General features: G+C 26.8%; 21 protein-coding genes. 2 read left to right on the forward strand and 19 right to left on the reverse strand.

What is annotated here, in order from left to right; all coding sequences use genetic code 11:
• Positions 1 to 56: 56 nt before the first annotated feature.
• The 4 genes from COL3_RS06335 to COL3_RS06350 all read right to left on the reverse strand — a co-directional run bounded on the left by COL3_RS06335 (position 57) and on the right by COL3_RS06350 (position 2,986).
• Positions 57 to 923 (reverse strand): hypothetical protein, encoded by an 867-nt coding sequence (locus tag COL3_RS06335; RefSeq protein WP_143327526.1) that lies wholly within the window; start codon positions 921 to 923, stop codon positions 57 to 59.
• 51 nt (positions 924 to 974) lie between these two features.
• Positions 975 to 1,844, reverse strand: a complete 870-nt coding sequence (locus tag COL3_RS06340) for a hypothetical protein (RefSeq protein WP_008427124.1) — start codon at positions 1,842 to 1,844, stop codon at positions 975 to 977.
• A 41-nt stretch (positions 1,845 to 1,885) separates the two neighbouring features.
• Positions 1,886 to 2,623, reverse strand: coding sequence for a cell wall-binding protein (locus COL3_RS06345; RefSeq protein ID WP_008427123.1), 738 nt, complete (start codon positions 2,621 to 2,623; stop codon positions 1,886 to 1,888).
• Positions 2,624 to 2,773: 150 nt separating this feature from the next.
• Positions 2,774 to 2,986 carry a hypothetical protein gene (locus COL3_RS06350; RefSeq protein WP_008427120.1) on the reverse strand — a complete coding sequence of 71 codons (213 nt, stop codon included), beginning with the start codon at positions 2,984 to 2,986 and terminating at the stop codon, positions 2,774 to 2,776.
• 102 nt (positions 2,987 to 3,088) lie between these two features.
• Between COL3_RS06350 and COL3_RS06355 the strand changes: the two genes are divergently transcribed.
• Positions 3,089 to 3,448 carry a helix-turn-helix transcriptional regulator gene (locus COL3_RS06355; RefSeq protein WP_347474372.1) on the forward strand — a complete coding sequence of 120 codons (360 nt, stop codon included), beginning with the start codon at positions 3,089 to 3,091 and terminating at the stop codon, positions 3,446 to 3,448.
• A 1,965-nt stretch (positions 3,449 to 5,413) separates the two neighbouring features.
• On the opposite strand, the gene COL3_RS06360 is transcribed toward COL3_RS06355, so the two are convergent.
• The 10 genes from COL3_RS06360 to COL3_RS06405 all read right to left on the reverse strand — a co-directional run bounded on the left by COL3_RS06360 (position 5,414) and on the right by COL3_RS06405 (position 17,179).
• The gene (locus COL3_RS06360; protein ID WP_008427116.1) at positions 5,414 to 5,926 is read right to left on the reverse strand and encodes a hypothetical protein; all 513 of its coding nucleotides are present in this window, start codon (positions 5,924 to 5,926) and stop codon (positions 5,414 to 5,416) included.
• A gap of 162 nt (positions 5,927 to 6,088) precedes the next feature.
• On the reverse strand, positions 6,089 to 7,384 hold the full coding sequence (locus COL3_RS06365) for a DnaB-like helicase C-terminal domain-containing protein (RefSeq protein WP_008427114.1): 1,296 nt from the start codon (positions 7,382 to 7,384) through the stop codon (positions 6,089 to 6,091).
• Between the two features lie 29 nt (positions 7,385 to 7,413).
• Positions 7,414 to 7,992: a hypothetical protein gene (locus COL3_RS06370; RefSeq protein ID WP_008427113.1), complete on the reverse strand. Its 579-nt coding sequence runs from the start codon at positions 7,990 to 7,992 to the stop codon at positions 7,414 to 7,416.
• Between the two features lie 1,535 nt (positions 7,993 to 9,527).
• Entirely contained in the window at positions 9,528 to 10,688 is a 1,161-nt protein-coding gene (locus COL3_RS06375) for an XRE family transcriptional regulator (protein ID WP_008427111.1), read from the reverse strand.
• A gap of 21 nt (positions 10,689 to 10,709) precedes the next feature.
• Positions 10,710 to 11,474: a DUF5986 family protein gene (locus COL3_RS06380; RefSeq protein ID WP_008427110.1), complete on the reverse strand. Its 765-nt coding sequence runs from the start codon at positions 11,472 to 11,474 to the stop codon at positions 10,710 to 10,712.
• Between the two features lie 545 nt (positions 11,475 to 12,019).
• Positions 12,020 to 13,720, reverse strand: coding sequence for a phage/plasmid primase, P4 family (locus COL3_RS06385; RefSeq protein WP_008427108.1), 1,701 nt, complete (start codon positions 13,718 to 13,720; stop codon positions 12,020 to 12,022).
• Between the two features lie 184 nt (positions 13,721 to 13,904).
• Entirely contained in the window at positions 13,905 to 14,432 is a 528-nt protein-coding gene (locus COL3_RS06390; protein WP_008427106.1) for a hypothetical protein, read from the reverse strand.
• 404 nt (positions 14,433 to 14,836) lie between these two features.
• Complete coding sequence (locus COL3_RS06395; RefSeq protein WP_008427104.1) at positions 14,837 to 15,190, reverse strand: hypothetical protein; 354 nt, start codon at positions 15,188 to 15,190, stop codon at positions 14,837 to 14,839.
• Positions 15,191 to 15,413: 223 nt separating this feature from the next.
• Positions 15,414 to 16,397 (reverse strand): ParB N-terminal domain-containing protein, encoded by a 984-nt coding sequence (locus COL3_RS06400; RefSeq protein WP_008427101.1) that lies wholly within the window; start codon positions 16,395 to 16,397, stop codon positions 15,414 to 15,416.
• Complete coding sequence (locus COL3_RS06405) at positions 16,394 to 17,179, reverse strand: AAA family ATPase (RefSeq protein ID WP_008427099.1); 786 nt, start codon at positions 17,177 to 17,179, stop codon at positions 16,394 to 16,396. Before COL3_RS06405 ends, COL3_RS06400 begins: the two co-directional genes overlap by 4 nt.
• Before the next feature lie 166 nt (positions 17,180 to 17,345).
• Between COL3_RS06405 and COL3_RS06410 the strand changes: the two genes are divergently transcribed.
• A complete protein-coding gene (locus tag COL3_RS06410; protein WP_008427097.1) occupies positions 17,346 to 17,561 on the forward strand; it encodes a helix-turn-helix transcriptional regulator in 216 nt (71 codons plus the stop codon).
• A 417-nt stretch (positions 17,562 to 17,978) separates the two neighbouring features.
• On the opposite strand, the gene COL3_RS06415 is transcribed toward COL3_RS06410, so the two are convergent.
• From COL3_RS06415 to COL3_RS06435, 5 genes are all read right to left on the reverse strand, one after another.
• Positions 17,979 to 19,385, reverse strand: coding sequence for a HAMP domain-containing sensor histidine kinase (locus COL3_RS06415; RefSeq protein ID WP_008427095.1), 1,407 nt, complete (start codon positions 19,383 to 19,385; stop codon positions 17,979 to 17,981).
• Positions 19,382 to 20,098 carry a response regulator transcription factor gene (locus COL3_RS06420; RefSeq protein ID WP_035284093.1) on the reverse strand — a complete coding sequence of 239 codons (717 nt, stop codon included), beginning with the start codon at positions 20,096 to 20,098 and terminating at the stop codon, positions 19,382 to 19,384. Before COL3_RS06420 ends, COL3_RS06415 begins: the two co-directional genes overlap by 4 nt.
• Before the next feature lie 115 nt (positions 20,099 to 20,213).
• On the reverse strand, positions 20,214 to 20,462 hold the full coding sequence (locus COL3_RS06425; RefSeq protein WP_008427093.1) for an SHOCT domain-containing protein: 249 nt from the start codon (positions 20,460 to 20,462) through the stop codon (positions 20,214 to 20,216).
• 201 nt (positions 20,463 to 20,663) lie between these two features.
• On the reverse strand, positions 20,664 to 22,325 hold the full coding sequence (locus COL3_RS06430) for a cell wall-binding repeat-containing protein (protein ID WP_008427092.1): 1,662 nt from the start codon (positions 22,323 to 22,325) through the stop codon (positions 20,664 to 20,666).
• A 188-nt stretch (positions 22,326 to 22,513) separates the two neighbouring features.
• A partial coding sequence (locus COL3_RS06435) for a ubiquinone/menaquinone biosynthesis methyltransferase (RefSeq protein ID WP_099716591.1) occupies positions 22,514 to 22,993 on the reverse strand: 480 nt, incomplete at its 5' end.

The raw sequence follows: 22,993 nt of genomic DNA on the forward strand, positions 1-22,993 counted from the left end.
TAATAATTTTAAATTTTTTATCATTTTTTTATTACCTCATTGAATTACATATCTAATTATTTAATTGAAACGGCTTCTTCTGTAGAATAAGGATAGATTCCTATGATAACCTTAACCTTATCCCTTATTTTATAATCTTCATCACTGATTTTTAACCTTTTCATATCTGTTAAACTCACACAAAAGTACTCATATTTATCATTGACTTTTACTGCAACCACCATACTTTCATCATGCTTAATATCGATTAATACCACTTCCCCATCATATTCCCCTTGAATACTGCTTAAATTTTGCTTGTCCAGCACAGGTGTTGTTATTATACGTAACATATCTTGATACGTAGCCATAGATAATTCTGGCACAAAGTATGAATTTTCTTTTGTGTCTTTTAAATACACATAGTTATCTTTAGTTGACTTATCTCTAGTGTCTCCAACTCGTTCAGAAATTTTCTTATTATATTCATCCATACTCATTGGTTCTGCTCCATATTTAAACTCAGTTGGATCTTCATTACTATCATCATCATTTTTATCTATATCTTTTATATCTATTCTAACTACATCTCCTAATTTTAAATCCTTACTTTCTGAAGTATCTAAATAACAAATCACAGTTTTTCCATCTTTTGATTTATCAAATCCTTCTACTTTAGAATGATTACCTTTATCTTCAGTAACCTTTCCAATAATGGGATTTTTAAATCCACCCTTTGTATTAGAATCAATCGCTTTTAAATAATTTTTTGATATAAGTTCAATATCTTCTCCATAATCTTTTTTTATTTCTATGTCATCATCTGCAGAAGCAGTTACCTTACTATCTGTAGGACTTACAGTTTGTTTATCCTTAGAACCACATCCAATCATGCTAGTTACTAATAATGCTGATAATAATAGTAATATAATCTTACTTTTCATTTTCTCTTTCTTCCTCTCTACATCTAAATATATCTCTAAATATAATGGCATTTAACTTATTCCAAATTTCTCTTTAGCCTTGCTAATATCATACTTAAAATACGTGTCAAATTTATCGGCTGGAACTGTTCCTGTTGATATTGCCATTATCTCGAAATCTTTATCGCTTAACTTGTCATCATTTTTTACACCATTTTTTATTTCATCACTAGGTGAGAAATAGAAGTCTAAAGCCAAATTTTTTTCAAAACTTTTTTTATCTTGAATTCCTTTTATTGTCACTTTTACTGTAGCAACATCTGCGCCCGGTACAAAATTAAATCCTGTCACAAATGTTGGATAAGTAATATTTTTTACTTCAATTTTATTTTCTATTAAGTATTTTTGAAAAGTTTCTTTAGGATGCTTTTCGCTGAATTCTGTTGCTAGGATATAATCATTATTCTTTTCATTATTCCAAACATCAGATAAATATCCGTTAATTTTTTTAAGTAGTTTTTTGTTAACAAATTCATCTTGTCCATATGTCTGTTGATAAAATAAAGTATAGAGTCTAGTTATTCCTGATTCGAATAATTCAGGATATTTAGAATGCAAATCGGTAAGTTTGTATACTGTTTTAGGATCATATTCCAAGTTATATTTAGAAATTAATGATTTATTCACCTTATCATTAATATACAGATTGATGAAATCAACGCTATTTTGTTCGAAGGAATCTTCTTGTGATAGTTTTGTTTTAATATAATTAGTAACTAATTTTTCTTCTGGTATAGTTGCAAATGCTTCTTCTTTTACTACCTCTACTGCAGTTTGTTGACTTGCATTTTCTCTATCTTTGCTTTCTACATTTCCACATCCTGCAACAGATAATACTAATGTACTAGCTAACAAAATACTTATTATTTGCTTCTTTTTCATTATTATTTTCTCCCTTTAAATTATCTTTTTGTTTTGCTAATCTAAATATTTTTTGTAAAAATCAACTCGTTTTCTTTTCCAAGTGAATAATTATCCTTATAAAATTCAACCGTAACCCCTCTGTATCTTGGCTTCCACTTGACAGCAATAACATATTCATGTCCCTTTTGTGCTATTGCGGTAAATGTGTATGAATAATTAGTACAAGTTATAGAACTGGCTACTCCATTTAAAAGATCGTCACTTTTACCTTCTTCTTTTTTAGGTACAGTGCTTAGGCTTGCATCTAAAGTCCAAGGTCCTCCCGGAATCCACATCCATACCTCCGTTGTTGCTCCATCTCTAAAGATTTGTACATTATCATAATTTATAGCTAACGTTCCATGTCCGGGAGCTGTTCCAACAGGATCTATCTTATTGCTTTCCTCGACTGCCTTTCCACTATCATCTATCCACTGTCCACTAACATTCAACTTATATCCATCAATCGTTGTATTACTTGCCATAACTCCATTAGAATACAAATAATACCAATTGCCAATATTGTCTTTAATCCAACCTGTAGCCATTGTCCCATCATCTTTAAAGTAATACCAATTCTGTCTGTTTAATTGTAACCATGTATTCTTATAAAAAGATCCATTATGACTATAATTCCAAGTTCCATCAGTATTTTGTATCCATCCTTCTTGGCTTGCAAATGCTGGCACCGATACAAATGCTGTTGTAAGTATAATTATTGTCACTCCTTTCGCTATTCCCATTAAAGTTTTACTCATTATTATTTCCTCCTTGTTTAAATTTCTTGTTTTAAGTTTATTATGCCTTTTAATTTATTACCGTCTTACTGAAATAATCCATTAACATAAAATATAAAAATTTCCAAATCCCATATTAATAGAACAAAATCTAAGTTATATTCACAAAACTTATTCATTTTTATCTTCTTCTTTTGCTATGGTAGTATATTTAGTTAAGCACTTTTTGGTAAATACCATTCCTTTTAAAATGTCAAGAATCCGTTCTTGGCATTCTAATGGTACCTGCTTTACATTTATCATAATTTCATTCAAAATATTTTCATCATTCATAAAATCATCCCTTTCGTATTGTGAATACTTATTTTTGTATTGTAAATACATATTAGCACTCACCTTTTGTATTGTCAATGCATTTATCTGTATTAAAAAAACTTTTTCGTCTTTACAATACAAAACATTTATGCTAATATACAGATAAAGGTGGTGTTTAAATTGACTTTAGGAGAAAGATTAAAAACCGCTCGTAAATCTAAAGGATTTACGCAAGATGGACTTGCCGAGAAAATTGGCACATCTAGAGGTGTAATTACTAACATAGAACATGATAAGACCGAAATGCCACAACATTTAATTATTAATGCACTATGTAATACTTTAGAAATTAGTCAAGAATGGCTACTTTATGGCACTGGAGAAATGAGTAACTCAGAATCCCTTAAAAGTTCTAATGTTTTATCTGAAATTTATTCAATTTCAAAGGATTTATCAATTGAAGAGCAGCGCTACATTCTTGATGTTATACAAACGTATAAGTGGCATTTTGATCAAAAAAAGAGGCAGTAACCCAATGTCAATTGAAAGTGTATATACTTTCGATTGACTTTTTTCTTTCCCATATTTTTTTGCATACAAATAAGGCAGCGCCATATCTTTGTAAAAAAATTATATTAACATAAATTTATGCTACTATATATATAAAGCTAACTGCCGATTTGGTTTTGACTTTGCGATAATCTTTTCTACTGTTTCATACGAAAAACCATTGTAATTAATTGAGCTTCACAACATTTTTCTAACTATTTGTCAAGCTTTTTCTAATATTTTAATAAAAATTGTTATGATTAGCCCACAAAAAGGTAAAATCAAATTTCCGTTCCACAATATATAGGCTATTCACTAAGCGTATTTGTACATTATCTTGTGGGTTGAAAATTATCTCATACCTTTTTGTTCTTTAATCATTGTTATATAAAAAAAGAACAGGTATGTATTTTTAGACATACTCTGTTCCATAACTATAATGTTTATTTCTTAACTTAATGACATTGGGCAGTAACCATCTCTTTTTTTATTTGTATTTTTATTATGATAATATATTTAATTATTTAAATTGAGAATTTCTTGGATACATAAAAAAAGAATTCATTATTCTCCACAAATCTGATTATTATTTTCGATTTTCTTAAGTAAGATGCATATTACACAGCAATTTGAATTGATTAACCTTGAAAATTTTGAATCGTAGCATTTATTAGCTGTTCCATATATAATTACATTTTCAAAAAATTATTATTGATAACTTTAACCTATTTCTCACCACATGGTGAATATTTTATTTTAAATGACTTTCAAAAAATTTTAAAATATTTTTTAATATTTCTCGATAAATCAAAAGTTTTTTCAAACTTTTTTAAATAATCAAGATTTTCAAAAAAGTTTTTAATATTTTTGAATCTTTTCTTAAAATATTATATAATTTTAAAATTAATTTAATTTCATATAAATTTTCATAATAATTCTAAAAAATTTATAATTTTTTGGCTTTTTATTAAGTTATAGTTCTAATTAATAGTTATACAACGATTCTTAAATTATTAAGAATTATTCTTATTTAGCAAACCCGTAATATATAAGAAAATATCTCTTTACTACCACAATAACATTATATTATTTTCTCTTATCAGACTTATTTTTTTCGATAAAACCTACTTTATTTGCAAAAAAGTCCAATTATTTTCGATTTTTTGAAGTTAAACAGATATTTGGTAGTGGTTTGGAGGGAGCAACCTTGCAAATTGGGAGAGCATCCTTTATTGCGCTTCCTATAAGGAAAGCGTTTTTTGGTTTGCTTTTTAACTAATTTATTTCTTATTTAGCAAACCATAAATATATAAGAAATTACATCAATTATTTGTTTTTTTAGATGCATCTCTCAAATTATTTGATACTATTGTATATCGGCATTTAATTTTAATATGACGAAACCACCACCCATTAACTTCCACATCGTACTTCTTGTTTACCAAATTATAAATACATAAGAAAGCAAAAATCGGTTGCCTTTTTATGGATATTGTTGTTTCCAATTCCCTTCAATCAGTATTTAATTATAAAAAACTTTTCCTATTAACATTTCAGAAATTCTACTTTTTCTTATTTAGCAAACCAATGATAAATAAGATAGCAAACAGCGGTTGCCTTTTTATGGGTATTAAAATTATTTAAACGCAAAGTTTTATTATTAGTTATATGACCAGAAAATGCAAATGAGAGCATATCTTTATGCTCCCATTTACAATAAAATTATTATTAAATTTTCTAAAGAAGGCATTATAGCTAAAACTATCTCTAAGCAGCCTTTTTATTTATCCTACATATTGATTCCTGCTTATAATAAGATTAACTACTATATTTATATTATTTATAAATCATCTATTGTTTTTCAAGTTCTTTTATTAATTTCTTATATAATGCGGTAATCGATTCAACCATTGCTAATTTTTAGGTATTTAATTCGTCTATTTCACCTTAACAGGTATGATATCTATGAATTTTTATATTTCCATTTGGTAAGACATATTTATCTACAATATCAAAATTACACTCTTCTTCCGGATTATTACATGCTTCCATTCCAGAAGTTAAAAGTTGTTTTTTTCCTGTCATTTTTGCCTTTTCTAATGCTTTTTTATACTCCTCTGTACTTTTAATGTCACCTTTTTCTTTATTAATAAACATTTTTAATACTTTAGAATAACTTAATGGTTCCTTAACATTTGATTCTGCATCATACTTAAAATACTCTACTTCATGCTTAAAAGCATTTTCTTCTTTAAATTCATAAATTCCACTGCTTTCAATATTCCATTTATAACTATACCATATTGTTTTACTAGTTTTATTGTACTCAATTTCCTTTTGTAAAAATTCTCTTTTTAATTTATATTTAGGATCTTCTCCTATAATTTTAGCAACATATGCATTTCCTTTTCCATATCCATATAAGCTATTATTATAATCTAGTTTACTTCTCAACTCCATGTTTTTTATTCCTCCAAACGTTCTTTCTTATTCAATGTATTTAAAATTTATTCTCCTATACTTAAAGTATATCTTGAAAAATATAAACCCAACTTTTTTTATAACTACAAATAAGAACATATTTCTATGTCCCTATTCGAAAAAAATTATTATTTAATTTTCCTAAGAAATATATCCATATTTTTTATTAAGTTCAAGCAACGAACCATAAAATCTTTTTCTATCTTTATCAAAACTTAAGGTTACTGCAAAATCCTCTGTACCCTTAGGTCTATCTTTCATCATCTTTATAATACAATCCCTATATTTAGAGTTCTTCTTTCTATCTTTACTAGTAATCCTACTTATAGAAAATACATAATCCGCCATATTAGTTATATCTCCAGTGCCTGCAATATCAAATTTAGATATTACTTTACTTCTTTCTTGTGGTTTCTTCGGATGTGCTACTAAGTAGACTAGAGCATTATATCTTGTTGCAAATTGCTTTAGTTGATTTACAAAAGTCTTCTGTGCTAAATACTCATTTTTATAACTTCCCTCTAAATCAATCTTCATCAGATTATCAATTATAAAAACTCTAACATCTTTATGTTTTGCCAGTTTATCCATATCTCTTAACAATTGCTTTTCAGAACTTGTACTATTACTATCTGAGTAGATATATAATTTATCTTTAATCCATTGATCAATTAACATATTACCTCTATCACTTAATTTTTTATATTTTTCTCCGCAAAACTCATCTTCATCGAAATCTTCTGAATTAGCAATTGTAGAATATACGCAACTTTTAAAATTAGAATTTGTAAGTTCTGGTGAATAAACAAATACTTTATATCCCTGACTCAAACTTTCTGCTATGCACATTTGATTTAAGAGCGTACTCTTTCCATTTCCATTATATCCAGTAATAACAACTAAACTTCCTGTTACAATACCGAGTATCTTATTATCTATATCTCTAAATCCTGTTCTTACCTTCTCTGCTTCATAAATACTGGTCATTTTTATTTTATCTAATGTAACAATATTATTTAAATTATCTATTCTTGCGTTAGATGTTTCTATAAAATCAATTGTTTCTTTTAAAAGCGAACCAATCTCTTCTGCTTTCGATGATTGTATCTGATTTGCTAGATCTTCACATTGTCTTTTAACGCTTAACTCCATCAACATCTTTATACATGACTCTAAATTAAATATCTTAATGCTGTTATCTACTAAATTCTTTAAATAATTTTTATTAATATTCTTCAATGCAACGGTCACCAACCCTAAATCTATGCTCTTAAATTTAAAAAAAGCATCAATAATTCCTTGATAAATTTGCTTATGCTGTTTTTCAAAAAAATCATTCTGATTGACTCCAGAATCGATAATATATTCTAAACTCTCTTTAGAACTAATACATTTTCCTAGAATATATTTCTCTATTTCTAAGTTATAACTATTCATTAGTAATTCCTCCTTTAAAGTAATATAATTTAAAAATCATCAGTTTCAATATAATTATTTATCTCTTTTATATATTCTTTTTTAGATGTATCATCGTAAGTATCATTCAAAGTATCAACTATTTCATCGGCATCTTTTATATTATTAACTTCTTCAGTATTATTCATAATATCATCTTTTGCATCGCTTATAGCTGCTGAATTATATTGATAAATTGATGGCTTTTTGCTTCCTTTTGTTGCTATAAACACACTCGTTATTATTTCTAACTCTACAAATTTTTTTATGAGTCTTTGTATTTTTGCAAATGGTAGCTTTAAATCAGTACTTGCTGTTCTTAATGTTAAATAAAATTGCCCTCTAGGCAAATCATCTTTTAGTCTTTGAACATTTTCTTTCCTCATAATGTAGTGATTAAATCTAATCTGATCTATATCATTACAGGTAAACTTGGACAAAATTACATTATTTAATTGATAAAATCCGTTAACCATATTATCATTTTTCACATTAATATATTTGGCGCTTCTATCTCGCTTAGTAGGTAAAGTTTTCTTTATTTTAACTCTTCTATTATTTTCTTCTGTAATATTATTTAATACTGGCATAGTGAATCTCCCCCTCTTTTAACTCCTTGTAATTCAACATAAAACTTTGGTATATGTCCAAGTAAATCTTTCATTTAAATCGCTTATATTTAAAAATATTGCATATATAACTGGAAATTTATTATTACAGAATATACAATATTTTCTACAATAATATCTTTAACTCAAAATTATTCCTAAGGTTAATTTGATATCTTTTTATTTATTTGTTATCATTAAATTGTTTAGAATTTTTACTAATAACTCATTGGTTTTTACTATATTTAAAGATACTGCAATATCTTTAAATATAGTTACTCTTTTGCTTTTTATTACATATTTCTATATGTCATAATAAGTTATTATTATTTTCTATAGAAATATCTCTTTTGTTTTTCTATTAAATTGTCAAAGATCAAAATACAAAATTTATATAAATAAAAAAAGTAAGATTAAAAACTTGAACAAAAAAGCACATAGTCATATTAGGTCTGATTGTCAATCCTAATTATTTGACTATGTGCTTATTTAATTTCAAATTTAATCTTACTTTGTTTTCTATTTACATTCATTAGTATAACATTTGTTATACTCAATTTCAATATTTTTATAAAACATTTATTTATCCATAATAAAATATGAATAAAAACATGTTTCTGTTTCTTTTGAATAAATATATTTATTTTATTTTCCTCTAAGCAACTACTCTAATATAATATTATAAAAGAAAATAAGAACATACACTATGCTCTTATTTTCTTTTCTGATATTATTCTTTTACTTAAGGAAGCATTACAGATAATTTAATATATCTTATAAGTTTAACAACACACATTAATTCCTACTTATAATTTATTAACTATCACATCTATATTATTAATAAATAACTTATATTTTTTCAAGTTTATTTGCGTATTTTTAAAATTTTTATTTTATAATCAAACCACAAAAAGCTGTAAATCAATTTCCAGTATACAATATAATGTATTATTCAGTATGTGATTTCGCATACATATTGTAGTTTGAATATGTTGCTTGACCTTTTTGTGGTATAACCATTTTATAAATTTAAATTAGCATGATTCTTTCTTATTTACCTTACCAATAATACACAAGAATCTAAGGATTCTTATTAGCAAGCCAGTAATAACTAAGAAAGCAAAAAGCGGTTTCCTTTTTATGGATACTATATCTTAAAATTTTAAATACTTTATTATAAATTCAATATTTATATCTTTAAATGCAAACAAGAGCATATTTTCTATGCTCTTGTTCACAAAAAAGATTTCTTTTCATTTAATTTTCCCAAGAAAGCTAAATAAATAATACTATTTATAAACTAGTTTTTTTATTATGCATATTAAATTACTGCCTATAATAATATTAACTATTCTATTTATATTATTTAAAAATAAATTATATTTTTCAAGTTTTTTAGCCTATTTTTATCAAAAAATTTAATTCATAAAAATCGCTTAACTTTCTGTCTACAAAGCCTTGACAGTTTCAATAACTTTTTAGTGTTGCTTACCATATTAAGTTTGTTTAATATATTATTACTTTTTTAATAATATTTTAGGTTCAGACGTTGTTATTATGTTTAAATAACCTTTAGGTAACCCAGCTATTTCCTCATACATTTCCATATTCAATGAACCACAATACATTCTTAACTTATTTAATAGTTCTTGTTTAGTTAATACCTTCTGCTCTATAAGCATTTCAATAGCCTTTCTCATTAGTGTTGGCTTTGGAACAATTAGTACATCATCAAATGGCTCATGTGTTCTCCAACCATTTTTAGAAACTTGCTTCATTAAATACTGATACTGATTATAATTTATTCTTTCTAAAAAGTGCGCTCTATATATCATTGCTTGAATGGATACTCTCCATTTTTTCTTTAATTCAACAAAAGCATACAAATTAGGCGCAGCTGGTAAGTCTTTTAAAAAAGCATCTCTTGGCAATAAAAATGCTGCTGCAAATAAATTAGCATCATGCTCATTCTCCTTATAGTCTTCTGTCGAAAGAGATTCCTCATCTGAATTCATATGCCCTAATAACCAATGCCCTAACTCATGAGCCAAAGTAAATTGCACTCTAACAAATGAAGATATTGCACCATTATAAGGTGTAATTGCAATCTTATTATCTCTACCTACACCTACTAGCTGACTAACCGCATCAAATTTAACATCAGGCAACAAAAACTGAGACAATAATATGCCGTTATTTTCCATAAAATTAATCATGTTACCTATTGGTAAATCATCTATGCCATAATATTTACGTACATCTTCAGCAAAGTTTTCAATCCCTTCATCATCTATATTTCCATCATTAGAAAGCTGAAACAAATTTAGTGAAGGAAATTCAATATATTCCTCCAAAAACGAGTACATCTTTCCTCGTATAATATTTAATTCTTTTTGCGCTTCTTTTTGCCTTTTAGTAATAGAAGAACCAGCACGATAAAAACAGTTACCGGATGAAATATCCTGCCAGTTTTCCTCTAAAAAAAAGCTAGTTGGGAAATTAAGTTTTTGAGCTAACATAAAGAGATTTTCTGGTTTAGGTTGTACTCTACCTTCGCTTTCAAATTGCCAAATAGCTTGCTTAGAAACACCAATTAATTTAGCAAGTTCAGTACTAGAAAGGCCTCGTATTGTTCGAGCTGTTCTCAATCGTTCCCCATTAAATTTTTCTATTGCCATAATTTTTTACCTCAGTCAATTTTATTTTCTGGATTCTTGTACTTTGGTTTTAATTTTAACCTCAGCTGGAGTATCAAACGTAGAAACATTATCCATACCATCATCCATATTTCTCTTATCATATGTAGATTCATCATACTCAGGAACTTCAATTGCTTTAATATGAGAAGTCCAATCTTTACGATATTTAGTAGATGTATTATTAGCCACAACATTTACATAAATGGCCTTAACACCTGTACTACTATCTGGCTCAAAAGTTATTACAACAAAACGCTTAACAGACTCATTTATCTTATCAAGAACTTCGTCCTTAATAGATTCTTTCTTATTTTTTATTCTATTATCTTGTGATTCTTGAATATCAAAACCTATCTGTCCATATACTTGAGGATAAGATTTTAAATCACTATTTATAAGTGTTAAACATTTCATATAGTGCGTATCGCTTACAGATGCACCTGAAATAACTTTACTAAAATTCTTTTCTTTCATTAATATGTATACACAAGATGATGACATATTTAATATAGTAATAAATTCATAAATTCCTCTTTTTTGCTTTGTAACAATATATCCATCATTAAATGCCAAATTGCACTCTGCATTAATAGAGTCCCATATATCATTATATTTAGCATTATATGTAGGTGACGGAAACAAGCTACGCTTTGCATTTACATCTTCAACAGAACCTTTTACAATACATTTAAAAATCTTATTAATATTCTTTTCATCTATACCTAGTTCTGCTTCAATTTGTTTTTTTATTTCAGAATCATTCATAAATATTATTCCTCCAATATATTAATTAATATAAATACATTACCAAATATACACCTATCAGTCAAGCAATAAACATTTTTATAAATATGCAGACAAGCTGAGTTTTTTATAAAAATGTCTTAAACTCTGAACTTATATGTTTACCATAAATTAATTTACATCCTTTTGTGTGGTTTAATCACCATATAAGTTCTACGAAAAAATACATAGTATCCATTTAAATTAATCTTACAATTTTTTATTCTTCTAGAAGAAGAAAACTTTAGGGGATTCTGGGGAGCATTTCTGTATTTTTATATTACTATAATTATGATATTTTTATAAAATAATTATAATAAAGTAATTAATATTAGACTCCCCCAACTCCCTAAAAAAAATAGTTACACTGAAATATTTATATCATATTTCAATAGTAACTATTCCAAAACTTAAAATTATTCTATTACTCTAATTTAACTACTAACTACAGATTTTTAATATTTCATTCTTCTGAAGAAATAATTCAAAGAGCTTTTGGGGGAGTTTCCCTACACTTTACATATTAATTAGACATTTTCATCTTTCTTAAGAATTAATCCTTCATAATATGGGTTACCTTGATACTTTGCATTATAAATAACTCCCTTTGCACAAATTCGAATCTTAAAATTCATCTTATTGTGTGCATAATATATATTTTGTGAGCACCACTTTACGTAAGAATTATATAATTCAGAAGTTCTTATTTTGTCTTTCCTATTCCCTGTAATCAAGAAATTTCTATCAATAAAATGCCCAACACTGTCTACATCTTTTGTGTATTTATCTATTGCAGATTCTACTCTTTTAGAGTACGAAAATTTGAACTTATTTTTTATTAATCTATTAAGACCTATTAATCCCCATCTAAAAATATACTCTTTGTCTTCTAACAATTTCTTTAATATTTGTGGATCTTGTTCATTTGCTGGAATTGGCTTGTTATTACAAGGAATTATCATAATCCTACTTAAAATAGCTTCTACTTCTGTACTTTTCAAGTTAGGTAAATTGTTACCACAATAAAGTAATACCCCTCTATAATCAACATCCATTTTGGGATTAAATTTTTGTTCCACAGGGACTTCATCTCCACCAGTAAGTAATTTAATATATTCTATAGCATCTGTGTCAATAGTTTCATTGGATATTTCACCTAGACTAATCAATCGTTTCCCACTAATGTTTCCAAGAGAAAACTTATCCCCTAATCTCTGCAATGCAATTGACTCATTTCTTTCATTACCAAGTATTTCATTTAAAATTTTGATAATTTTTGATTTACCAGTATCCTTTTTTCCATTAAGAATAAATATCTTTTTTGGCAACGTACCATTGTAATTACTAAGTATTAAACCTATTAATTCTTGTAAAATATCCTTTAATTCAATATCCCCCATTATCAAAGTATCAATATACTTATCCCAATATCCATTATTTACAGGATTTTCGTTAAAATTCACTTTAAATTGTTTATTACTAATATAGTCTGGCCTATGTCTTTCCAATTTTTCTGTTAATACATTATATAATCCATTTTGTACATTTATAATATTCTCCTCTTCTATAAATATTGAAGAATCATATATTTCATCCGGAATTAATAAATTTGTAATATTACTTAATATCTTATCAGTAAGTAGATGCATTGGTATATATCTTTTCACATAACTTTTTAAAGTATAATAGGATATTTCATTATATAGTCCATTATCATACATATATATACGTCTTTCTCTTTTGCCAATCTCACCTATCACTTGTAAACTTAAGGTTTCCATAATTGCATAATGTAATATTCCTTCAATAATTTTTTCTTTAATCTTGCCATTAGATAATTCTTCTCGATTAATCCATTCAGCATATTCCCATATTTTCTTATTAATCTCATGTTTAAGTTGTTTAATATTAGTTTCTTCTATATCAGACATTAAAATCATTTTTTTTGCATAAACATAATATTTTAATTTTTCCTTTATTTCTTTAGCTATTAATTTCTCTTTTTCATTATTCCTATACATTATAATTACTTTAGCACCTTTTAAATACTCTTTATAGCCATTTTCAATTTCTTCATTTGTTATAATTATTTCATTAAAGTCCAATTTATTACGTAGTTCAGAATCATTTTTATCTATAATTACATATATATCAATTTCTTCTTTTATTGCTTTTAATATTCTCTTAACTTTTTCTTCTTCATTTTTTAATAATTCATTCTTTTCCATTGTTTTTCTCCTTTTAATCATTTTCCAACTAATTTTTATAGTAATAAATTTATATTTAAACTAATTCTCTAAGTAATTTTTATTTATTGCCTAAGGGGAACTAATCCCCTCGAAAGTACACCTATTTTATTAGTAGCTTATTTTACGAATTTATGTACTTTTATAAATTCACATATTCTAGCAATTATTTTTTTATTTCGACTGTACATATAGTATCATTATGCCATCCACCATGAGCAACCAATAATATGTTGCTTATATGAAATCCATACTTTTTACCAATACCACCACTGTTCCAGCCAAAAGTTATAACTTTTCCCCCTGTCTTGACTATTCTAGATATTTCTTTCTTGTGGTTTGTCCAATAACTAGAATTTGTCGTTTGAAAATTAACTGTCATATTAAGACTTCTATAACATTCAGACACTTGCCTAGGAGAATATGGTGGATCATACAAAACCATATCTATACTATTATCCTCAAATTTCTTTAGAAATTCTAACGCATCCATATGATAATCTGTATCATAGTGTTCATCTATGTCATTTGTTATATATAGCACGTTGGAATCTATCATATTTTTTAAACTAGCAGAATTAGCGAATGGATCTATTATTATTCCACCAATAAGTTCTTTTTTTATCAATTGACGTATAGGCCTTATTTTAAATGTATTACTGTTCGGCATACACCAACTTCTTGTAATTTCCATATATTTACCTCCAAATTATTATCACTTTTCTTAATTTTTCTCTATACACAAATAATATCTCGATTTTTTAATTTTCTTAGGAACTGCTAAACTTTTTTTAATTTTTTTTTAGAGCTTGAAATTATCCTCCCATCTCTGCATAAAACAATATTTAATAATTAAATTTTTATTTTGCTACTCTATAAATAAAGATTATCTCGATTTATCATTATTTTTTTGTTTCCATAAAATTTTTTTGAAATTTTTTTATAAAAAAAACTGATGCAAACAATTAATGTTCAATTGCCTACATCAGAATTAAATATGTTCAGTTACTTTTTAGTTTTCTTACATTACTATAAATATTTCTTTATTCTACAATACCTTATACTATTGGTAATTTATTTATTAAGTCATATATTAATTTAAAAATCACCACATTCTTCAAAATACTTTTCTAATAAATAATTTATTATTATTAATTTCGAATCATCTGCTGAAGGTTGTTCTATTACTCTAAGCATTTCTTTAAAATATTTTTCAGATTTATTTACTCTTGCTCTATTTTTGCAATAGAAACACTTCTCATTTCTCTCATCTAGATTTTTTTTCAAATAATCATTTTGCACATTCACATAACTCTTTATCTTATCCTCAAAAGCATTATATTCTTCGTCCCAGCTTGAACATACTTTTCGTTCAATATCAATTTCTATAGATAAACAAAGTTGATTATATACTATTAACCGATATTTACATTCTTCACACTTTTTATTCATAAATTTTATCCTCCCATTTATAATGTATCTTGAAAAATATGAAATTTAAATTTTAATTCTCTAAATTTAATTTTTTTTCTTATGAATACATCTATTTGTTTAGAATAACAACATTCTATAAAATTTATCTACCTAAAGATACAAAAAATGTAATGAAACTATATTATTACTATATTTAGTTGCATTGTTGTTTATTTACCATTGATTTCATTACTAATTCTAATCATTGTATTATATTTCTTTCGTTATCAAAATATAGTTTTAAAGCCTTATCAATAATTTCTTCAATTTCTCTTTTATTAACTTCTGGAGCAAAGTATTTACTTAACATTTTTGATTTTAATTTTATAGTAACAGGATTATTAAATTTTATCTTCTTACCAATATCTCCTGAAAGAATAGAGCAAACTACTTCTGTATTAAATTTCTTTTTTTCAGAATAATCCCTTAAAAGTTTTGATTTGTTTAAATCAATTTTAAATTTATTTTTTGTAATTATAGATTCAACAATATTTTGTTCTTCCTTTGTCAAATATGAAAGTTCAACTGCTGCAAAGAAAGGTATTTCATCTATGTCAAGTCTATCTTTTAACTCTTTAATAAGATTACAAATTCTTAAATACCTTGATACTGTTCTTCCAGAAAGATTAAAACCTCTTCCTGTTTCATCTGCACTTGTCAACTTCTCGCCTAATAGTCGAGAAGTTGCTTCATCCTTTATTTCATCACCTTTTAACATAGTTTCAATCTCTCTCAAAAGGTCTGTTCTCTTCCCTTGTGATTTTAGAGCTTTGTGATGCTCGAATAAAGCAACAGCTCTTTCAGAATATAACATATCCGTAAATGATCTTTGCATAAGATTAGTTTCTGTTACTATAAGAATAGCTTCTTCATCATCAATCTTCTCTCTTATTAATACAGGAACTTTATTAAATCCTGCTGCCTTTGCTGCATTAACCCTATTATGCCCAGATAATATTTCATATTTTTCTCCTTTATGTCTTACAATAATGGGTACAATTACTCCTAAATCCTTTATGCTTTTGACCATATTATCAAATCTTTCACCATCATATAGTCTAAATGGATGGTTTGAAAAATATATAAGTTTATCAATTTCAACTTCTACTACTCCTAAATTAATATCACCTTTATATTCACAATCTCCAAACATATCATCTAAGCTCATTAATTTTCTTCCAATCATAATACAGCCACTTCCTTTGCAAATTCTCTATATGCAATAGATACTTTGTTTTTTGAATCGTACTCTATTATGCTCTTACTTTTCATATTCGCTTCGCCAACTCTCACAGAATTTGGTATCTTATTTTTAAATATATTTATCCTACCACCATATGCTTCTTGAATTATTGACAAAATTTCTTTTGAAAGCTTCATCCTTTCTGTATACATTGTAAGGAGTATTCCATCCACCTCAATATTAGGATTTATCCTTTTTTTCACCCTTATTATATTTCTTAATAAAAGTTCTAAACCTTTTGCAGATAAATATTGTGGGGTAACAGGAATAATTACACTATCACAAGCAGCAAGCGCATTTATTGTAAGCATTCCAAGAGATGGTGAACAATCAATAATTATATAATCATAATTGTCTTTTAGTTCATCAATAATAGACTTTAAAACAAGTTCCCTACTCATAACATTAACAAGGGCTATTTCAATTGCTGACAATTCTAAGCTACAAGGGATTATATCAATATTTCCAACTGAGATAACATACTCTTCTCTTTTAGGTAAATTTTTTTCTTCAATAGCTAATGCCATTAGGTTATAAATTGTTGTACTGATATTATCTGTATTCTCATATCCAAAACAGACTGTTAAACTGCTTTGAGGATCAAAATCTATAATCAGTACCTTTTTTCCCATTTCTGATAATGCATATCCTAAATTTAAAGCAGTTATAGTTTTAGCCACACCTCCCTTCTGATTGACAATTGCAATTACTTTGTTATTAATCATTAAATCAGCTCCTTATTTGTAAACTTATCAGTTTCTTTATAAATCAAATTATATCTTATGTCAATTCTTTTGTAAACTAAATAGTTTCTATAAATTCTTTAAAGTTGCTATTGCATTTTTTTTAGTGTATATTTGTATATATAAACTATCTAAAGGTGTGATATTTATGCCGTTAACTATGGGCGAAAAAATTAGAATTGTATTAAGACGCAAAAAAATAACCATATCAGACTTAGCCGATATGGTTGGTACTTCTCGTCAAAATTTAACTAATAAATTAAATCGAGATAATTTTTCAGAACAGGAATTAATTGGAATCGCTAAAGCACTTGGATGCAAATTTGAAGGTTTTTTTATCTTTGATGATGGTGAAAAAATATAAAATAATTTAAATCTTAATAACCATTATTGTACAGATTATTTTTTATTGAATTATGAAATCCTTAATAATATTTGTATATACCATAAAATATCGAAACTTAAACTCTTAAATGATGTTTTGCATGTCCTAAAATTAAAAATTTATTTATAATAATCTCTTATCGGCTTTTTTAAAACTAAGAATTTTAGTTTTAAAATAATTATTAAGATTTTATTTCTTGAGTTTTTCCCAATCTCATAATATATAAAAAAACAATTCTTAACACATATGATATTCCATTTTTTACTTTTTGACATAAAAATTCTCTTCCAAGCAAACAAGTTTTTATTATTTTACATATCTACCTAGAAGAGAGAAAAACATAAAGGCTGCCTCTATGTTATTTTATAATACTATTTTATCAAGTATATGAAATATTTATTTTTCAAAATCTAATATATCCGGAAACTCTAAAGTAAATATAGTTCCCTCATTAACTTTGCTTTCTAAATATATTTTTCCACCATGAGCTTCAACAAAGGCTTTTGTAATTGTAAGCCCTATGCCAGAACCGCCTGTATTTTTATTTCTTGATAAATCACTTCTATAAAATCGTTCAAAAATATACGGTATATCTTTTTCTGGTATGCCAATGCCATTATCTATAACTTTAATTATAATATTATAATTTTCTTTCTTTAACACTACTTTAGCTTTACCATTTGGCATTAAATATTTATAAGAATTTGAGAGTAAATTATTCATAATCTGTTTAAACTTATCTATATCAATATTTGCCATTATCTCTGGAGTTATAATACTAGTTAACTCATAGTTTTCTTTAATATAAAGTGGTTCATAAGTATCTATAATTTTTTCTAATTCATTAGAAAGGTTAACTTTATTTTTCTTTAAACTAATATTTGTTTGTTCAAGTTTTGCTAGATCACGAAGATTATTCACCATTTTTATTAATCTCTCAATTTCCTCATAAAAAGTTTCAAATCTCTCATTAGTAGGTTCCCAAATACCATCTATAAATGCCTCTACATGAGTTTTTAATGTAGTCAATGGTGTCCTCAATTCATGAGCCATATCTGAAGTTAATCTTTTTCTAAGCATTTCTTGGCTGCTTAAAGTTTCTGCAAGATAATTTATAGAATTAGAAAGTTCAACTATTTCTTTCGTATTTGAATTGACCATTGCTCTTACATTTAAATCACCGTTTCTCATTTTATTTGCAGTTTCAGTTATTTTAGCTAAAGGCTTTGAAATTTGTTTTGAAATAATTATGCTGATAATAATCCCAAATATTAAAGCTATTATAGCAGATAACATAAAAGAGTGATTTAAGGTACTTATAAATGACACTGAAGCAGATGATAAGTATGAATCTCCAAAATAACCAATTATTATCGTTCCTTTCTCAGTGTTATCATCGCTTAAAGGATATTTATTTTCAGTATACTCCCCCATATTAATTCCATACGAATTATGCATCATAGAACCCATCATATTTCCCATCATGTTATTATGTTGCAAATAAGACTTACCAGAGGAATAGACTGTGTTATCATTTATATCTTTAATTTCAATATATAAATCTTGTAATTCTGCGTATCTTTGAATTTCATCATTGTTTATTTCTGACGCATTTTTTTGTCCACTATATAAATCATCAATAATTTTTAATACATTATCTATTTTTGTTTTCTGTTCATCAACTAAATAATCCTTGAATTTTTCCCCAACTGTATAATTTGATATGGCACTTGCTAAAATAATAGATACTAAAATTGCTAAAATAAAGCCTAGTGATAATTTTTTTACTAAAGATATTTTCATTTTTTCACCTCTGATGTGTGTGGAATAAATTTATAGCCCATTCCATATACAGTTACTATATATAAAGGTTCCTTATGATTATTTTCTATCTTTTGACGAATATTTTTAATATAAGTATCTACAGTCCTATCAAAGCCTTCATAATCCATCCCAAAAGCTCTTTCTACTAATTTTTCTCTGGAAAATACTTGCTCCGGATTAGTAAGTAGAATTGTTAAAATCTTAAATTCATTTGTTGTTAAACTCACAACCTCACCCTGTTTTTTAGCAATCATCTTTTTTATATCAACTTCTAAATCTCCATTATTAAAAGTTAATATATCAGCCATTGGAGCAAAGTCTCTATATGCTCTTCTAAGCAGTGCTCTAACTCTTACTACAAGCTCACGTACACTGAAAGGCTTAGTTAAATAGTCATCAGCCCCAATAGATATTCCTTCTATTTTTTCATCTTCATCTGCTTTTGCGGTAAGCATAATTATAGGCACACTAGAAGTGGCTCTGATTCTTTTGCATACTTCTTCACCAGTTATTTTAGGAAGCATTAAGTCTAAAACTATTAGATGAATATTTTCTTCATTAAATATATTTAATGCCATCTCACCATCCATTGCTGTAATTACTTCAAAATCTTCTTTTTCAAGATATGCTTTAACTACATCTAATATATTCTGTTCATCATCTATAACTAATATTTTAAATTTATTACTCATATGCATCATCATCTCCAAAGTTGATTTACTAATATTATGGTTTATATATGAATAAAAATTAGAGTAAGGTCTATTATATATCTTACTCTAATCTTAATAAATATTCAAAAATCCTTTAATTTTTTTGTGAAAGTATGGCTTTTCTCTTCAAATATTCCTCTTGACTCATTTCTCCACTAGCAAATTTTTCATTAAGAATTTTTATTGGATCATTAGATTTATTTGAATAGTTTTTAAATAATTTTACAGCTAGAATTATTAATACAATAAATATTAAAATTCTAAATCCCATAGCTAAAAATATTCCTCCAAATCCTATAGAACTTAAAGGACCATAGCCATACCCTCCAAAACCACAAAACATAAATTAATTCCTCCTTTTTATTAAAATTAGGCATATAAAACAAAATACTAGCATACTCACTTATTATTTTTTTGAATATACCTTGTCTATAAATTAATTATATATATGAAATGTGGAGGAATTATGAATAAATAAAAATTTCAACTAATTATAATTAGTTGTTAAAGTAAACCACTCTTATACAGATAAGATCATATAATTTTATCCTAATATTTCATCTATACTAACTATTCTATAATTAGTATTGCAATGTTCAAATCCAGTATCTTTACTTATTTTGTGTTTACAATTACAAGTAACTTTTTTATGATTTTCATCATCATCTTCATGCTTGTGATCCATATGCATATAGTGAGAGTGTTGCATAGTATCTTCATTATCAATATCCATAATTTGATGTTGCATATTCATCATCTCATTCATATCAGCATCCATTCCCATCATTTCATCATACGTTCCAGCCATTTCATGTTCCATGTTCATCATCATCTTATGGTGCATATCCATCATGTAGTGATCCATGTCCATCACTTCATGGTTTTCATCATTGTCTTCATCCATTTCACGCATATGGTGTGCATGTTCCCTAGTATCTTCATCCGCTATTTGATAATGCATATGATGAATAGGCATATAATCCGGGTCATGCTTATCTTGTTCCATTTCAATCATATGGTCTGGGTGGTCCATGTGATGCATATCCATACAATCTGAGTCATGCTTATCATGCTTCATTCCCATCATTTTATGGTGCATACTCATCATCTCATTCATATCAGCATCCATTCCCATCATTTCATCATGCATTCCAGCCATTTCATGTTCCATACTCATCATTTCATGATCATTGGAAAGCATATCTTCAATCATTACTTGAGCTTTATAACTAATTTTTTGGATAGATCCAAGAATAAATCCGTGCATAAATGGAGGTCTATGCATATCTTTTGGCGACATAGGTTTAACTGATTTAACATATCTTTCTACTACTTCAGGTATTTTATCTTTTCCAATTAAAAGAGGTGGAGTATGCTTACCCATATGAGCAAATAGTACACCGGCTATAATTTCCATTGGCTCGCTAAGTTGCCCAAAGGTGAAGGCATGACCTTCTCTATAATTTCTGCCCCAGCCAAACTCAGTTTTAGGGTCTTTGTACTTAGCAAAATTGACTGCTATTTCATAAGGATTATCACCATCTATTCTATCTAAATGCTTCACATTATCAAGCTGAGATAAGTATTGCTCAACATTCTTTGATACTGTTTTAGTAGATCCTATAATATAAATATTAATATCTTTCTTTTTTTTAATCACTTCTAGTGCGCAGACAGGAATCTTATCATTCTTTACAAATAGGATAGGATCTCCATGATGAGCAGACCAGTATCCGGCAACAATTCCTTCATCGTACTCATCACCAGACATTATAAGAATATTTTTAAATTCTTTCATTGCTCTAGCTATCATACATGCAGTTTCATAATGGTTACGACCTGCAATATGATGTGTTCTAAACCCGTAATCATTTAATTCTGAAGATACATTTTGCGAAATACTGCCAACTAAAATCACCTGAGTTCCTTTGTAACCTTTAGGAGATAATCTTTGAATTTCTTTTAATGTTTCTTTACTTAAACTATTACCATCAGTGAATAAAAGAGATGCATTAATTGGAAAATGAATTAATGAAGTTGCTGCTATTCCATCAAAAACCTCATTTTTATTAACTAAAATAATAGCATTAGGTTTCATACTGTTAAAACCAATTTTAGATATCTCTATAGCTATATCCATAGAATCATTACTACAAATTCTTGTGGTATTTAATGTAAGTGGACAATTTTCTAAAGTGCTATTCATTATTTTCCTCCTGGAACTTTATCAATAAATAACATATGATTAAAAAATACATTTTGTTATAACATAAAAGAGAAATACTGAATTTACAGTATTCCTCTTATTTTATAGTTACTCTACTATTCAGTTTAGCTTTCTCTACATTAAAAGTATTTCATCCTCTATTTTGTACATTATATCCATATTATACTTTATTTTATTCCATGATGTATAGAGGTAATTCCAAAAGTTAAAGATTCATATCCTGAATTCTTAAAGCCATTATCTTCAAACTTTTCTTTAAGCTTCTTTTTATTCATAAAGTTATTTACAGAATCTCTAAGATAATAATATGCTTTTTTATCTCCTGTACCTATTGAACCTATTGCTGGTAACACACGATTGAAATATAAATCATATATATTTTTTAAAATAGGTGTATTAGGTTTTGATAGCTCTAAACATACTACTTTTCCGCCTGGTTTTAAAACTCTATACATTTCTGATAAAGCTTTATCTTTATCTTGAATATTTCTTAATCCAAAAGCAATAGTAATACAATCAAATGTATTGTCTTCAAAAGGTAATTCTAAAATACTGCCTCTGATTAATTTAAACTTATAGTCTTTTGCTAAGTGATTAAGTCTTTCAGCTCCTACATTAAGCATTTCTTGGCTAAAGTCTACACCAAT

This window comes from Clostridium sp. LS (assembly GCF_002760435.1).
Taxonomy (GTDB): domain Bacteria; phylum Bacillota; class Clostridia; order Clostridiales; family Clostridiaceae; genus Clostridium.

Coding starts and splice junctions, on each gene's coding strand:
- COL3_RS06380 (WP_008427110.1), bottom strand. CDS start 11,474: ATGAATGATTCTGAAATAAAAAAACAAATTGAAGCAGAACTAGGTATA.
- COL3_RS06385 (WP_008427108.1), bottom strand. CDS start 13,720: ATGGAAAAGAATGAATTATTAAAAAATGAAGAAGAAAAAGTTAAGAGA.
- COL3_RS06405 (WP_008427099.1), bottom strand. CDS start 17,179: ATGATTAATAACAAAGTAATTGCAATTGTCAATCAGAAGGGAGGTGTG.
- COL3_RS06410 (WP_008427097.1), top strand. CDS start 17,346: ATGCCGTTAACTATGGGCGAAAAAATTAGAATTGTATTAAGACGCAAA.
- COL3_RS06340 (WP_008427124.1), bottom strand. CDS start 1,844: ATGAAAAAGAAGCAAATAATAAGTATTTTGTTAGCTAGTACATTAGTA.
- COL3_RS06360 (WP_008427116.1), bottom strand. CDS start 5,926: ATGGAGTTGAGAAGTAAACTAGATTATAATAATAGCTTATATGGATAT.
- COL3_RS06335 (WP_143327526.1), bottom strand. CDS start 923: ATGAAAAGTAAGATTATATTACTATTATTATCAGCATTATTAGTAACT.
- COL3_RS06390 (WP_008427106.1), bottom strand. CDS start 14,432: ATGGAAATTACAAGAAGTTGGTGTATGCCGAACAGTAATACATTTAAA.
- COL3_RS06345 (WP_008427123.1), bottom strand. CDS start 2,623: ATGAGTAAAACTTTAATGGGAATAGCGAAAGGAGTGACAATAATTATA.
- COL3_RS06395 (WP_008427104.1), bottom strand. CDS start 15,190: ATGAATAAAAAGTGTGAAGAATGTAAATATCGGTTAATAGTATATAAT.
- COL3_RS06425 (WP_008427093.1), bottom strand. CDS start 20,462: ATGTTTTGTGGTTTTGGAGGGTATGGCTATGGTCCTTTAAGTTCTATA.
- COL3_RS06370 (WP_008427113.1), bottom strand. CDS start 7,992: ATGCCAGTATTAAATAATATTACAGAAGAAAATAATAGAAGAGTTAAA.
- COL3_RS06420 (WP_035284093.1), bottom strand. CDS start 20,098: ATGAGTAATAAATTTAAAATATTAGTTATAGATGATGAACAGAATATA.
- COL3_RS06350 (WP_008427120.1), bottom strand. CDS start 2,986: ATGTATTTACAATACAAAAATAAGTATTCACAATACGAAAGGGATGAT.
- COL3_RS06430 (WP_008427092.1), bottom strand. CDS start 22,325: ATGAATAGCACTTTAGAAAATTGTCCACTTACATTAAATACCACAAGA.
- COL3_RS06365 (WP_008427114.1), bottom strand. CDS start 7,384: ATGAATAGTTATAACTTAGAAATAGAGAAATATATTCTAGGAAAATGT.
- COL3_RS06375 (WP_008427111.1), bottom strand. CDS start 10,688: ATGGCAATAGAAAAATTTAATGGGGAACGATTGAGAACAGCTCGAACA.
- COL3_RS06400 (WP_008427101.1), bottom strand. CDS start 16,397: ATGATTGGAAGAAAATTAATGAGCTTAGATGATATGTTTGGAGATTGT.
- COL3_RS06415 (WP_008427095.1), bottom strand. CDS start 19,385: ATGAAAATATCTTTAGTAAAAAAATTATCACTAGGCTTTATTTTAGCA.